Source organism: Microbacterium sp. MYb64 (assembly GCF_002979495.1).
GTDB classification, from domain to species: Bacteria; Actinomycetota; Actinomycetes; order Actinomycetales; family Microbacteriaceae; genus Microbacterium; species Microbacterium azadirachtae_A.
The window spans coordinates 1-13872 of record NZ_PCOW01000017.1 but is presented as its reverse complement, the minus strand read 5'-3'; the positions used below and the strand labels follow the sequence as shown (position 1 = coordinate 13872).

At 72.0% G+C, this 13872-nt stretch carries 10 protein-coding genes; 5 read left to right on the top strand and 5 right to left on the bottom strand.

The features are described 5' to 3' along the window. Positions 1–21: 21 nt before the first annotated feature. A complete protein-coding gene (locus tag CQ044_RS14280) occupies positions 22–3498 on the bottom strand; it encodes a bifunctional proline dehydrogenase/L-glutamate gamma-semialdehyde dehydrogenase (protein WP_105689080.1) in 3477 nt (1158 codons plus the stop codon). A gap of 263 nt (positions 3499–3761) precedes the next feature. Between CQ044_RS14280 and CQ044_RS14275 the strand changes: the two genes are divergently transcribed. After that, positions 3762–4655, top strand: a complete 894-nt coding sequence (locus CQ044_RS14275) for a LysR family transcriptional regulator (RefSeq protein WP_105689079.1) — start codon at positions 3762–3764, stop codon at positions 4653–4655. Positions 4656–4803: 148 nt separating this feature from the next. On the opposite strand, the gene CQ044_RS14270 is transcribed toward CQ044_RS14275, so the two are convergent. From CQ044_RS14270 to CQ044_RS14255, 4 genes are read right to left on the bottom strand one after another with little or no spacing between them, the layout of a single operon-like run. Continuing rightward, positions 4804–5832 (bottom strand): DNA-methyltransferase, encoded by a 1029-nt coding sequence (locus CQ044_RS14270; protein ID WP_374954865.1) that lies wholly within the window; start codon positions 5830–5832, stop codon positions 4804–4806. After that, a complete protein-coding gene (locus tag CQ044_RS14265) occupies positions 5829–6878 on the bottom strand; it encodes a lipoate--protein ligase family protein (protein WP_105689077.1) in 1050 nt (349 codons plus the stop codon). Before CQ044_RS14265 ends, CQ044_RS14270 begins: the two co-directional genes overlap by 4 nt. A gap of 42 nt (positions 6879–6920) precedes the next feature. Further along, positions 6921–7790, bottom strand: a complete 870-nt coding sequence (locus CQ044_RS14260; protein ID WP_045270353.1) for an alpha/beta fold hydrolase — start codon at positions 7788–7790, stop codon at positions 6921–6923. Between the two features lie 57 nt (positions 7791–7847). Then, positions 7848–8594, bottom strand: a complete 747-nt coding sequence (locus CQ044_RS14255) for a copper homeostasis protein CutC (RefSeq protein ID WP_105689076.1) — start codon at positions 8592–8594, stop codon at positions 7848–7850. A 174-nt stretch (positions 8595–8768) separates the two neighbouring features. Here CQ044_RS14255 and CQ044_RS14250 point away from each other — a divergent pair, with 174 nt between their 5' ends. The 4 genes from CQ044_RS14250 to CQ044_RS14235 all read left to right on the top strand — a co-directional run bounded on the left by CQ044_RS14250 (position 8769) and on the right by CQ044_RS14235 (position 13596). Next, positions 8769–9215 carry a MarR family winged helix-turn-helix transcriptional regulator gene (locus CQ044_RS14250; RefSeq protein ID WP_105689075.1) on the top strand — a complete coding sequence of 149 codons (447 nt, stop codon included), beginning with the start codon at positions 8769–8771 and terminating at the stop codon, positions 9213–9215. A gap of 5 nt (positions 9216–9220) precedes the next feature. Then, positions 9221–10699, top strand: coding sequence for an MFS transporter (locus CQ044_RS14245; protein WP_181158334.1), 1479 nt, complete (start codon positions 9221–9223; stop codon positions 10697–10699). Then, positions 10696–11919: a multidrug effflux MFS transporter gene (locus CQ044_RS14240; RefSeq protein ID WP_105689074.1), complete on the top strand. Its 1224-nt coding sequence runs from the start codon at positions 10696–10698 to the stop codon at positions 11917–11919. The genes CQ044_RS14245 and CQ044_RS14240 overlap by 4 nt, the downstream gene beginning before the upstream one ends. A 69-nt stretch (positions 11920–11988) precedes the next feature. After that, complete coding sequence (locus CQ044_RS14235) at positions 11989–13596, top strand: molybdopterin-dependent oxidoreductase (protein WP_105689073.1); 1608 nt, start codon at positions 11989–11991, stop codon at positions 13594–13596. Positions 13597–13872: the final 276 nt, after the last annotated feature.

The window sequence follows — 13872 nt, the reverse complement described above, 5'->3', positions numbered from 1 at the left end:
GGGCCTGTGCCCCGGATCCGATCAGGCGATCGGATCGAGCAGCGGGATCTCGTAGCGGTGCGGAGTGCCGAAGCGGTGCGCGGTGACCGAGACCGCCTGCTCGCGCAGGAACGTCAGGATCTCCACGCGGCCGGCGGCGACCACCGGGTTCGCGTACAGCGCGAGGCTCGGCGAGCCGTTCACGGCAGCGGCCGTCTCGGCCGCGGCGGCGCCGATGAGACGCACCCGTCCATCGCGCGCCGCGAGGCGCTGCGCGTGCGCGGCCCAGGCGGCGGCGTCCTCGGTCGCGACCGTGACGTCCTGCGTTCCGAGCCAGGTCGCGACGGCGGCCGGCAGCGCGGTCGCCGTGCTGACCGTGACCCGCGCACGGGCGCGGCGACCGGCAGCAACGACGCGGACGAGCTCGGCGACGCGGGCGCCCTCGGAGCGCACCGTGACCGGCACGGCCTGGTAGCGCAGCGCGTTCTGCTCGGTGGTGAGGCCGGTCGCGTCGCGCACGACGCCGAACTCGTCGGCCCACGCGTCGATGTCGGTGGCGAGCGCGGAACGCAGCCAGGCGATGTCGGCGTCCGCGTCGCCCGCGGCGGCCAGCGCACCCACCGCGCCGGTCGCGAGCGCGTCGAGCTCGCGCGTCGAGGAGACGGGAGCATCGGTCCACTCGGAGAGGCCCACGAGGTAGTTCGGGCCGCCCGCCTTGGATCCGGCGCCGACGGCGGCCTTCTTCCAGCCGCCGAACGGCTGACGCTGCACGATCGCGCCCGTGGTGCCGCGGTTGACGTAGACGTTGCCCGCCTGGATGGCGGCCAGCCACGTCTGGATCTCGTCCTCGTCGAGCGAGTGCAGACCCGAGGTGAGGCCGTAGTCGATGTCGTTGACGACGTCGATCGCCTCGGTCAGGGAGTCGGCGGTCATGATGCCGAGAACCGGGCCGAAGTACTCGACGCGGTGGAACTCGGATCCGCGCTTGACGCCGTCGCGGATGCCCGGACGCCACAGCTGTCCTGCGTCGTCGAGCTTCTCCGGCTGCAGCAGCCAGCTCTCACCCGCGTGCAGGGTGGTGAGGGCGCCGAGCAGCTTCCCCTCGGCCGGGCCGATCAGCGGGCCGATGCGGTTGGAGCCGTTGCTGGGCTCGCCCACGTCGTAGGCGCGGACGGCGTCGACAAGCTGACGACGGAACCGCTCGGACTTCGCGGCGGATCCGACGAGCACGACGAGCGACGCCGCGGAGCACTTCTGGCCGGCGTGGCCGAACGCGGCGTACGCGACGTCCTTCGCGGCGAGGTCGAGGTCGGCGGACGGCGTGACGATGATCGCGTTCTTGCCGCTCGTCTCCGCGAGCAGCGGCAGATCCTGGCGGAAGCCGCGGAACAGCTCGGCCGTCTCGTAACCGCCGGTGAGGATGACACGGCCCACGGCCGGGTCGCTCACGAGCTTCGTGCCCAGGTCGCGGCCGTCGAGCTGCACGTACTGCAGCACCTCGCGCGGCACGCCGGCCTCCCACAGCGCCTCGACCATGACCGCGCCGGAGCGACGGGCCTGACGGGCGGGCTTGATGATGACCGGGGATCCGGTCGCGAGTGCCGAGAGGGTGGATCCGGCCGGGATCGCGACAGGGAAGTTCCACGGCGGGGTGACGACCGTCAGCCCCACCGGCTGCATGATCGCGCCATCCACGTCGGCGAGGTCCTTGGCGCTCTCCGCGTAGTAGTGCGCGAAGTCGATCGCCTCGGAGACCTCGGGGTCGCCCTGCTCGATGACCTTGCCGGCCTCGGATCCCATGACCTCGAGCAGCTCGGCGCGACGCGCCTCGAGCACGTCGCCGGCCCTGTGCAGGATCGCGGCGCGGCCCTCGGCGCCGAGCGCCCGCCAGGCCTCGCCCGCGGCGACGGCGGTCGAGATCGCGGCGTCGACCTGCTCGGGAGTTGCGAGGGTGTTCGCCGCGACGGTCGCGTTGCCGAGTTCGGAGCCCTTCATGCGGGCGCGGATCGCGTCGCCCCAGGTGCGGTTCGCCGCGAGCGACGGGTCGGTGTCGGGGGCGTTCAAGAAGCCGTCCGTGAGACCGGGGGCCACGGGAGCGGTGCGGTCCTGCACCCGGTTGGTGCCCGGCACCTCGGTGGGCATGCTGCGCACGGAGGCGAGGAAGCGCTCCTTCTCGCGCTCGAAGAGCTTCGGGTCCGCGTCGAGGTCGAAGACCGCGGACATGAAGTTCTCCTGCGACGCGCCCTCCTCGAGTCGGCGGATGAGGTACGCGATCGCGACGTCGAACTCGTCCGGGTGCACCACCGGCGTGTAGAGCAGCAGGGATCCGACCGTGCGCTTGACGACCTGCGCCTGGGCCGAGGCCATGCCGAGCAGCATCTCGAACTCGATGCCCTCGGTCACGCCGCGCTTGGAGGCGAGCAGCCACGCCATGGCGATGTCGAAGAGGTTGTGACCGGCGACGCCGATCCGCAGGTTGGTCACGTGCTCGGGGCGCAGCGCGTACTCGAGCACGGCCTTGTACGACGCGTCGGACTGCTGCTTGGTCGACCAGGTCGCGAGCGGCCAGCCGTGCGACTCGGCGTCGACGGTCTCCATGGGCAGGTTCGCGCCCTTCACGACGCGCACCTTGATCGGCGCACCGCCGTCGGCCACGCGCTTCGCGGCCCACTCCTGCAGGCGGATCATGGCGCCGAGGGCGTCGGGCAGGTAGGCCTGCAGCACGATGCCGGCCTCGAGGGTCTTGAACTCGGGCCGGTCGAGGATCGAGGTGAAGACCGCGATCGTCAGGTCGAGGTCCTTGTACTCCTCCATGTCGAGGTTGATGAACTTCGCGGATCCGTCCGGCATGCCCTTGAGAGCGATCCGGTAGAGCGGCAGCAGCGCCTCCGCGGCGTCCTCGACGGCGGCGTCGAACGCCCACGGGCTGTGCGGGGCGACCGTCGACGAGACCTTGATCGAGACGTAGTCGACGTCGTCGCGCTCGAGCAGGCGGCGGGTGCCCTCCAGGCGACGCGCGGCCTCCTCGCGGCCGAGGATGGCCTCGCCGAGCAGGTTGATGTTGAGCTTCACGCCCTGGGTCTCGCGGATGTGCGCGATCGACTTGCCGAGCTTCTCGTCGCGGGCGTCCACGATGAGGTGGCGCACCATCTGGCGCAGCACGGTGCGGGCCGCGGGCACGACGATGCCGGGGACCATGCCCGCGGTCGCGCCGCCGAGGCCGATCGCGGCGCGCATCGGGGCGGGGAGGAACCCCGGGGTGAGCGGCACGAGCTCCTTGAGCTTGGCGGCGGCGACCTTGAGGTCCTCCGGGCGCACGACGCCGTCCACGAAGCCGACCGTGAAGTCGAGGCCGTGGGGGTCGCGCAGCACGCCGGCGAGACGCTCGCCCGCGGCGTCGACGGGGACCTCGCGGCTCTCCACGAGCCACTTCTTGACGAGGGCGACGGCGTCGTCGGCGAGGGCGGAGAGATCGTCGATGCCGGCTGCGGTGCCGACAGGGCTTTCGTTGGCGGTCATGGTTCCTCGTGGGTTCGGTGCCGTGTGCTGGGTTCGCACACGCGCGCTGGGATCGCGCACGCGCGCGGGGATGCTCCCAGCATGGATCCGATCTCCCTGCAGGAAAAGCGATCATTCATGACGGATAATCTTCGGTATATCCGATGGTTTGTGGACCCGTTCTCTGACCGCGAGACTCCATCTGGGCGACGAGACTGCGCGCACGGAGTGCAGTCTCGTCGCGGAGTTGGAGTCTCGCGGTCAGCACGAGGCAAGGAGAGAGCATGTTCGAGTTGCGGAGACTGCGGCTGCTGCACGAGTTCGCGCTGCGCGGGACGATCGCGGAGGTCGCGCACTCCCTCGCGTACAGCCCGTCCACGGTGTCGCAGCAACTGGCGCTGCTGGAGCGCGAGGCGGGCGTCGCCCTGCTCGAACCGGACGGGCGGCGGATCCGGCTGACGGCCGAGGGACGGGTGCTCGCCGCGCACGCCGCCCGTGCCCTCGAGCTCGACGAGCAGGCCAGGCAGGAGCTGAGCCAGGCGCCCGCCGAGGCCGTGCGGATCAGCGCGATGCCGACCGCCGCCGAGACCATCGTCCCCGCAGCGCTCACCGCCGTCGCCGGGTCGCACCCGCACCTGCGCGTCGAGATGACTGAGGCGCCGCCCGAGGAGGGGCTGTTCGAGCTGACCGCGCGCCGCTTCGACCTCGTGATCGCCGAGCAGTATCCGGGCCACACCCGCGAGCGGCACGCGGGCAACGTCCACGAGCTGATCGGCGAGGACCCGATCCGCCTCGTCCTGCCTCCCGGCGAGGACGCGGTCTCGCTCCCCCGACTGCGGGAGCGCGCCTGGGTGATGGAGCCGATCGGATCCGCCGCGCGGCAGTGGGCCGTGCAGCAGTGCCGCGCCGCAGGGTTCGAACCCGACGTGCGCTTCGAGGCGGCGGATCTGACGGCGCACGTGCGGCTCATCGAGTCCGGCCACGCGGTCGGGATGCTGCCCGATCTCATCTGGGGCGACGCCCCCGCGCACGTCACGCTGTCGGAGCTGCCCGGATCCCCCGTGCGCGAGGTGTTCACCGCGGTGCGCGAATCGGCCCGCGCCTCGGAGGCGATCGGCGCCGTCCGGGCCGCCCTGGCGGAGGCGTTCGCGCAGCACCGTCGGCCCCGACGCCAGTGAGCGCCCTTCGTCTCGCTTCGCGCGCTCAGGGACCGATCCATGAGCCGGTCCCTGAGCGAGGAGCGCAGCGACGAGACGAAGGGCGTCTCGGTCGCCTTCGGCCGGTCCCTGAGCCTGTCGAACCTCGCTCAACGACCCCGGGGAAGAGTCAGCGCACGCTCGCGTGCGGGATCCGCTGGCGCATCACCCGCACGGCCTCCGGACTCACGTCGACGAGCAGGGCGTCCCGGCCGAGCGCGGAGGCGACGGCGCCCGTGGTGCCGGATCCGGCGAAGAGGTCGAGCACCCGGTCGCCCGGTCGGCTCGACGCCTGCACGATGCGGCGCAGGATCCCCTCCGGCTTCTGCGTGGGGTAGCCGGTCTTCTCGCGCCCCGTGGTCGGCACGATCGTGTGCCACCACACATCGGTGGGGAGCTTGCCGCGCTCTCGCTTGGCGGCACTGACCAGGCTCGGCGCCATGTACGGCTCGCGCTCGATGTCGTCGACGTTGAAAACGTGCCCGCCGGGGGTCTTCACGTAGACCAGGATCGTGTCGTGCTTCGTGGGCCAGCGGGTGCGCGGCTTGGCGCCGTAGTCGTAGGCCCAGATGAGCTCGTTCAGGAAGCAGTCGCGGCCGAACACCGCGTCGAGCATGACCTTGGCATAGTGCGCCTCGCGGTAGTCGAGGTGCAGGTAGAGCGTGCCGTCGTCGGCGAGCAGCCGCCAGGCCTCCTCGAGGCGCGGCATGAGGAAGTCGCCGTAGTCGTCGAAGCGGTCGTCGTAGGCGTGCAGCAGCTCGCGGACCCGTTCGTACCGGTGGCCGTGGAAGCCGTGATTCACCTCGCGGGCGCGTGTCTCGGCGATGCCGCGTTCGGAACTCAGTCGATTCTGCGCAGGCACGTCAGCGGATCCTCGGAATTCCGCGGATCCATCCGCATGCGGGTCCGGATCTGACTGAGTTCCAGACGCCGGACGATCGGCCCGGCGGGTCGAGACCGCGTGCCGCTCCTGCGTGCGCCCGGTGTTGAACGGCGGATCCAGGTAGACGAGCGTGAAGGATCCGTCCGGCAGGGTCCTCGCCACATCGAGCGCCTCGCCGTGCACGATCTCGACGGATCCGGCACGGACCTCGGGTGCGGCGGGAGGTCCGACGGGCTCGGCGACCGGGTCCGCCTTCGCCTTCGCCTGAGGGCTCACGGAACCCGGTGCAGCCAGGCCTCGGTGGCGAACTTCGTGCGCACGAGCTCCTCCGCGGCCTCATACTCGTCGGCGGCGATCGCGCCGTCCTCGGCGCGGGTGATGCTGCGGAACGTGTCCTTGAACCGCTCGATGATCTCGGCACGGCTGAGGCCGGTCTGGCTGCGCAGCGGATCCACCCGCTTGGCCGCCGACGCCGTGCCCTTGTCGCTGAGCTTCTCGCGTCCGATGCGCAGCACTTCGGTCATCATCTGGCCGTCGATGTCGTACGAGAGCGTCGCGTGGTGCAGCACCCCGCCGTTCGCGAGGCGCTTCTGCGCGGCGCCGCCGATCTTGCCGCTCGGGCCGGCGATGTCGTTGAGCGGCTGATAGATCGCGTCGATGCCGAGCGAGCGCAGCGCCTGCAGCACCCAGTCGTCGAGGAACGCATAGGAGTCGGCGAACGTCATGCCCTGCACGAGCGACGCCGGCACGTACAGCGAATAGGTGATGATCTGGCCCGCGGCCATCATCATCGCGCCGCCGCCGGAGATCCGGCGGACGACGTCGAAGCCGTGCTTCGCGGCCCCTTCCGGATCCACCTCGTTGCGATAGGACTGGAAGGATCCGATCACGACCGCGGACTCGTCCCACTCCCAGATCCGGAGCGTCGGACGGCGCCGGCCCTCGCCGACGCGCGTGGTGAGCACCTCGTCGAGGGCGAGGTTCATGCGCGGCGAGACCGCCTTGTCGTGCAGGATCTCCCAGTCGAAGTCGCCCCAGCCCGGGGCCGTCACGAGCGCGCGGCGCACCGCGGTGCCGACCGCCTCGGGCGTGAGCCCGAGCAGCTGAGCGCCTTCGGGGAGCGCGGCGCGCACGGCCGCGGCGATCGCGGAGGCGTCCGTCTCGACGGGCAGCCCCGTGACCGCGGCGTTGATGTCGTCGAGGGCGTCGTCCGGTTCGAGGAAGAAGTCGCCCGCCAGACGGAAGTCGGCGATCACGCCGTCCGTCACCTCGAAGTCGACGACGACCAGCTTGCCGCCAGGAACCTTGTACTCACCGTGCACCGCTCCAGCCTACGCGGCGGCGTGCGGGCGCGGATCCGCGGCTCAGTCGCGGCGCGGGATGTGCTTGTCGAGCCAGGCGAGCAGATCCGCCCGCACCTCGTCCTGCTGCAGCTCGTTGAAGATCTCGTGGCGCGCGTCGGGGTAGACGAGCGTGGTCACGTCGCTGAGGCCGGAACGGTTGCGGTAGTCGTCGGCGAGGCGGTGCACGCTGCGCGGTCCGCCGACCGGGTCGTCCCGGCCGACCATGAGCAGCACCGGCACGTCGTTCGGGAAGTCCTTGCCCGGGCGCCCGTAGAGTCGCGCGGCCTCGATCGGCCCGAACAGCTTGAGCAGCGGCACCTCGGTCGTCAGCGGATCGGCACGGAACGCGTCCCACACCGCGGGGTCGCGCGTGAGCCACTCCAGGCCGTGCGCGTCCGGACCCTTCCACCGCGCGTTCAGCGGCATCGAGTTGAGGTCGGTCGGAGTGCGGTGGGCCGATCCGGTCAGGATCACGGCGTCGTAGCCGTCCGGGTGCGCGTTCAGGACCATCTGCGCGAGGAAGGATCCCCAGGAGTGGCCGAGCAGCACGAGCGGGAGCCCGGGGTTCTCGCCGCGGATGAGCTCGGTCAGCTGCCACTCGTCCGCGACGACGGCGCGCATGCCGCCGGGGCCGAGCCGGCCCAGCTTCGCCGCGTCGCCGTGCTGCTTCATGCCCGTGCGTCCGTGGCCGCGATGGTCGTCGGCGTAGACCGCGAAGCCGGCGGCGGTGAGCGCGGCGATCAGCGCGCCGTAGCGGCCGGCATGCTCGCCGACGCCGTGCAGCAGCTGGACCACGCCGCGGGGGGCGACGCCGTCGGCGGCGGGGTGGACGTCGTAGACGATCGCGATGCCGTGTGCGTCGGTGAACTCGGCGGTGCGGGGCTCAGCCATGCCCCGAGTCTACGGATCCGGACCGGCGCGCGCGGATCGGGTCCGCAGATGACGCGATCAGAGCCCGACCGCGGCGCGCACGGCGAGGGCCTCGGCGAGGTCGGTGACCTCGTGGCCGCCGCCGTCGTCCGCGGCGGATCCCATCCGCACGGATCCGGCTGCGGCGACCGTGCGCTTGGCGGAGAAGTGCAGCGCGTCCACACCGGTCGCGGCGATCTCGGCCGCGTTCGCCGCAGTGACCCCGCTGCCCGCCATCACCTCGATCCGCCCCTCGGCGGCGGAGACGAGGGCGCGCAGCACGCCGAGCCCGTCGCGCGCGGCCGATGCTCCGCCCGAGGTCAGCACGCGGGTGAGCCCCAGCGCGAGGGCGACGTCGAGCCCCGCCCGCGGATCCGGCGTCGCATCGATCGCGCGGTGCAGCGTCACCTGGGCGTCGGCGCGCGCCTCGCGGGCCGCATCCCGCAGTCGCGCGAGGGAGTCCGCATCGAGCTCGCCGCCGGCGGTCTGCGCGCCGATCACGACGCCCGTGGCGCCGTGCGCGAGCATCCACCGCACGTCGCGCACCGCGGTCGCGATCTCGGCCGCGTCGTAGTGGAAACTGCCCGCCCTCGGACGCACCAGGACGTGCACCTCCGGGCCCGCGCCCGTCCCCGCGGCCTCGACCGCGAGCTCGAGCGTCGCCGGCGAGGGCGTAAGCCCGCCGAGCGCGAGGGCCTGCGTCAGCTCGACGCGGCGTGCGCCGATCTCGCGGGCGATGCGCACCCCGGCGGCATCCTGGACGGCGACTTCGAGCGCGAGCGGCATTCGTCCATTCTCACCGGTCGGCGTCTCGAGCGGAACGGACGCGCTGGTTATTTGTTCAGCCGCTTGCATAACCGGCGTCGCTGTTCCGGATCGCCGCACGCCAGGGCCCGATCCGCCGACGAGCGACGCGGATCGCGCCCACGAGGTCGAATACTTAGTTAGGCTATCTAAGCAATGACTTCTGAGAACCTGCACGAGACCGCCACCGAACTGCGCCTCGCCACGTTCCGGCTCGCCCGCCGTCTGCGCTCCGTCCGCGCCGTGGACAGCCGCAACACCGCGATGAGCGACGCCCAGCTCGGCGTGCTCGCCGCGCTCCGCGCGCACGGCCGCCACTCCCTCACCGCGCTCGCCGACCGCGAACGCGTGACCGCCCCGACCATGAGCGCGCTCGTGACGGGTCTCGAGGAGCAGGGCTACGCGATCCGGATCCCCGACGACCAGGATCGCCGCCGCGTCCATGTGGACATCACCCCGGCGGGTGAATCCATCGTGGTGGAGACGTTCGAGCGGCGCACGCAGCTGCTGATGACCGAGATCGCCGAGCTGGACCTGACCGAGGACGAGCTGCGGATCCTGCATGAGGCGAGCATCCTGATGCGGAAGCTGGCCGAGCTGTGAGCCAGATGTTCCGCTCCTTCGGAGTGTTCAACTACCGGGTCTGGTTCTTCGGCGCGATCATCTCGAACATCGGCGGCTGGATGCAGTCGACCGCGCAGGACTGGGTCGTGCTCACCGAGCTCACGCACAACGACGCCAGCGCGATGGGCGCGACGATGGCTCTGCAGTTCGGGCCGCCCCTGGTGCTGGTCGGTCTCACCGGCCGGGTCGCCGACCGCTTCGACCGGCGCCGGATCCTGCTCGTCACCCAGACCACGCTGATGCTCCTCGCCCTCGGCGTCGCAGCACTGCTGCTCACGCACGTGATGACGCTGCCCCTGATGCTCGTGTTCGCCGCCTGCTTCGGCATCGCGAACGCGTTCGACGCTCCGGCCCGGCAGGCGTTCGTATCCGACATGGTGGCGATGGAGAATGCGTCGAACGCCGTCGCGCTGAACTCCGCGTCCTTCAACATGGCACGCCTGATCGGCCCCGCCGTCGGCGGCCTCTCGATCGTCGCCCTCGGCTCCGGCTGGGTCTTCGTCGCGAACGCGGCCACGTTCCTCGCGATGATCGTGGCGCTGCTCATGATCCGCACCCGCGAGCTCATGCCCCGCCCGAAGAACCGTCGCGCGGGCGGGCTCATGGTGGGCATGCGGTACGTCGGCAGCCGCCCGGATCTCCTGGTCGTGTTCGCGATGGTGTTCCTCATCGGCGCGTTCGGCATGAACTTCCCGATCTTCGCCTCGACCATGGCGCTCGAGTTCCACAAGCAGGCCGACGGCTACGGCGTGCTCAGCTCGGTGCTCGCGATCGGGTCCCTCACCGGGGCGCTGCTGGCAGCCCGACGCGATCGCGCCAGGGTGCGGGTGCTCATGATCGCCGCCGGAGGGTTCGGCGTCGCATCGATCGTCTCCGCGCAGATGCCGACCTACGTGTCCTACGCGATCACGCTCGTCTTCGTGGGGTTCTCCACGGTGACCATGCTCACGACGGCGAACGGCTACGTGCAGACGACGACGGATCCGGCCCTCCGCGGCCGGGTGCTCGCGCTCTACATGGCGGTCGTGATGGGCGCGACCCCGATCGGCGCCCCGATCGCGGGCTGGGTGGCGGACGCCTTCGGACCGCGCGCCGCGATCATGGTGGGCGGCGCCGCGGGTCTCGTGTCCTTCGCGATCGGCGCCGGCTGGATGCTCCACTCCGGGCGGCTGCATCGCCGGGAGGACGCCCGCTTCCTGCTCACCCTCGACGAGACCCGCCCTGTGCGGGTGGTCGAGGCGATGCAGCGCGCCTTCGTCCCGCCGATCACGAGCGCGACCACGCCGATCCGGGTCGAGCCGCGCACCGGCACCGCGCCGGGGACCGAGCGCCTCGACGGGACCGGATCCGACGGGACCGGATCCGACGGGACCGGTTTCGACCGCGCCGGATCCGGTGACGCCGACCTCGACACCCGCCGCGCCGACGCGACGAAGCGCGACGGATCGGGCGACGGCGCGTGAGCGGCGCCGTCACGGCCGGCGACGCGCGCGCCCGCCGTTCGCTGCTTCCCGCGCTCGGCGCGCTCTCGGCGTTCGGGCCGCTCTCGATGGATCTGTACATCCCGGCGCTCCCGCAGCTGGGCCGCGACCTGCACACCACCGAGGCCCTCGCGCAGGTCACGATGAGCGCGTGCCTCATCGGGCTCGCCCTCGGCCAGCTGCTGTGGGGGCCGATCAGCGACCGCTACGGCCGCCGCCGCCCGCTGCTGTGGGCCGTGGCGGGGTTCGCGGTCGCCTCGTTCGTGTGCGCGGTCTCGCCGTCGATCGAGCTGCTGATCCTGGTGCGCCTGCTGCAGGGGCTCTGCGGTGCGGCGGGGATGGCGATCGCCCGCGCCGTGGTGCACGACGTGTACAAGGGCTCCGAGGCGACCGCCGGGTTCGCCACGCTGACCGCGATCTCGGGCGCGGCGCCGGTGCTCGCGCCGCTCCTGGGCGGCGCGCTGCTGACCTTCACGGACTGGCGCGGCCTGTTCGTCGCGCTGGGCGTGATCGGCGCACTGCTGCTGCTGACGGCGGCGCTGTACGTGCCGGAGACGCACCCCCACGCCGAGCGGACCACGGGCGGGCTCGGCAACGACCTGCGCGGCATCGGGGCGGCCCTCGGCAACGGGCCGTTCATGGTGTTCGCCCTCGCCCTCGGCCTGGCCTCCGCCGGATTCTTCGCCTACCTGCAGATGTCGTCGTTCGTGCTGCAGAACCAGTTCGGCGTCGACGCGCAGGGCTTCGCACTGATCTTCGCGCTGAACTCCGGAGGCATCGTGCTCGGCGCGTGGATCAGCCGCCGCCTCGCCCGCCGCACCGGCGAGCGCCGCATCGACGGACGCCGCATCGTGCTGACCTCGCTCATGATCGGGACCGCGGCAGCCGCGGCGGTCCTGCTGAGCGCACTGCTGCACAGCCCACTGCCCTGGCTGCTCGCGCCCCTGTTCGTGCTGGTCGGCCTGCACGGTGTGAACAACCCGACCCTGACTGCGCTCGCTCTGTCCCGCATCACGCGCGGAGCCGGATCCGCCTCCGCCGTGCTGGGCACCATGGCCGCCCTGCTGGGTGCGCTCCTGCCGCCGCTGCTGTCGCACGCCGGAGTCTCGGCGACCCTGATGGGCGCGACGATGCTGATCGCGTTCGCTGCCGCGCTGACGCTGCTCGCCGCGACCGGACGCGTCACCCGCCCCAGGGACTGATGCCGGGAACTTCTTACGAATCCGTGATCTCGACGCGCCCGGTGCCGCTCAGGTTCCTACGCTGAGAACATGACCGGATCCGCGTCGCGCGACAGGGCACTGGCCGCCGCGGCCGGCGTCGCGGCTGCCCTGCTCGGCATCGGCGCCGGTGAGCTCGTGGCGACGCTGCTCGCGCCGTCGTCGAGCCCCTTCGCGGTCGTCGGAGGCGTTCTCATCGACGCGGCCCCCTCCTGGGCGAAGGACACGGCGATCGCGTGGTTCGGAACCGGGGACAAGGCGGCCCTGCTCACCGGGATCGCGATCGTGCTGCTCGCCGCAGCCGCAGCGCTCGGACTCGGCGAACGACGCTGGCGCGGCGTGGGAGTCGCCGGGTTCGTCGTGCTGGGCGTCGTCGTCGCCGTGATCGCGCCGATGCGCGCCGACGCCGCGCCTCTGTCGTGGCTGCCCGCGCTGCTGGCCGGAATCGTCGCGGCCATCGTGCTGCGGATGCTCGTTCGACGGTTGCCGGAGCCTGCTTCTGTGCCGAACGCGGAGGCGGGTGCGGTTTCGGGGTCGGCGGCGGGCTCGGGCTCGGCGCAGCACGCCGCGACCGCGGTCGGCGACGGCACCTCCCGTCGCCGCTTCCTCGCCTGGACCATCGGCACCGCGGCGATCGGCATACTCGCTGCCGTCGCCGCGACCGCGGGCCGGGCGGGATCCGTCGCCGTCGGCGCCGTGCGCTCGGCGCTGCACCTGCCGAAGCCTGCGAAACCGGCCCCGCCGGTCCCCGCGGGCGCGGCACTGAAGGTCGACGGGATCACCCCGCTGCTCACCCCGAACGCCGATTTCTATCGCATCGACACAGCGCTGATCGTCCCCCAGGTGGATCCGGCGCAGTGGAAGCTGCGCATCCACGGCCTCGTCGCGCACGAGGTCACGCTCACCTGGGAAGAACTGCTCGCCCTGCCGCTCGTGGAGTCGGCGGCGACCCTGTCCTGCGTGTCGAACGATGTCGGCGGCGACCTCGTCGGCAACGCGCTGTGGCTCGGCTACCCGATCCGCGAGCTGCTGGCGAAGGCGCAGCCCTCCGCCGACGCCGACATGGTGCTCTCCACTTCGGTCGACGGCTTCACCGCCGGTACGCCGCTCGAGACGCTGACCGACGACCGCAACGCACTGCTCGCGATCGGCATGAACGGCCAGCCGCTCCCGTTCGAGCACGGCTTCCCGGTGCGGATGGTCGTGCCAGGCCTGTACGGATACGTCTCCGCGACGAAGTGGGTCACGGATCTGGAGGTCACCCGCTTCGACCGCGCGACCGCGTACTGGACGGACCGGGGCTGGTCCCCCCGCGGTCCGATCAAGCTCTCCTCTCGCATCGACGTGCCGCGCCCGAACCGCGCGATCTCTGCGGGCGACACCGTGATCGCCGGAGTGGCCTGGCAGCCGCACGAAGGGATCTCCGGGGTCGAGGTGCAGGTCGACGACGGCCCGTGGCAGCGGGCCGAGCTCGCCCCGGCGATCTCCGCCGACACCTGGGTGCAGTGGCGGCTCCCCTGGAGCGCCGCCGCAGGTCAGCGCGTGGTCCGCTGCCGGGCGATCGGCGCCGACGGCACGGTGCAGACGGAGCAGACGGCTCCCCCGGCCCCGGACGGCGCAACCGGCTGGCACACCGTCGGCGTGACGGTGAACGCCTGATCCGGCCCTCTTCCGGGCACCCACCCTGTTTTGGGGCGCACCCCTTCGTTTTGGGGCGCCCCTCGCCACGAAATCCCGGCACCGTGCGCCCCAAAACGAGACAGCACGCCCCAAACCGGGGCTCGCTCACCCGGGGCAGCCCAGATCCGGGCCAGACCAGGTTCCCGGCACCGCCCCTGGGTTTGGGGCGCGTCCCCGCGCGTCCGACCGGGAAATCCTGGTACCCGGCGCCCCAAAACGTGAAGGGGCGCCCCAAACCCGGCACCGCCCACCCCG

What these genes read in the sequence shown, in the direction of transcription:
- CQ044_RS14245 (WP_181158334.1), top strand. Translation starts at nt 9,221, where the DNA reads ATGTTCCGCTCCTTCGGAGTGTTCAACTACCGGGTCTGGTTCTTCGGC.
- CQ044_RS14280 (WP_105689080.1), bottom strand. Translation starts at nt 3,498, where the DNA reads ATGACCGCCAACGAAAGCCCTGTCGGCACCGCAGCCGGCATCGACGAT.
- CQ044_RS14235 (WP_105689073.1), top strand. Translation starts at nt 11,989, where the DNA reads ATGACCGGATCCGCGTCGCGCGACAGGGCACTGGCCGCCGCGGCCGGC.
- CQ044_RS14275 (WP_105689079.1), top strand. Translation starts at nt 3,762, where the DNA reads ATGTTCGAGTTGCGGAGACTGCGGCTGCTGCACGAGTTCGCGCTGCGC.
- CQ044_RS14255 (WP_105689076.1), bottom strand. Translation starts at nt 8,594, where the DNA reads ATGCCGCTCGCGCTCGAAGTCGCCGTCCAGGATGCCGCCGGGGTGCGC.
- CQ044_RS14250 (WP_105689075.1), top strand. Translation starts at nt 8,769, where the DNA reads ATGACTTCTGAGAACCTGCACGAGACCGCCACCGAACTGCGCCTCGCC.
- CQ044_RS14260 (WP_045270353.1), bottom strand. Translation starts at nt 7,790, where the DNA reads ATGGCTGAGCCCCGCACCGCCGAGTTCACCGACGCACACGGCATCGCG.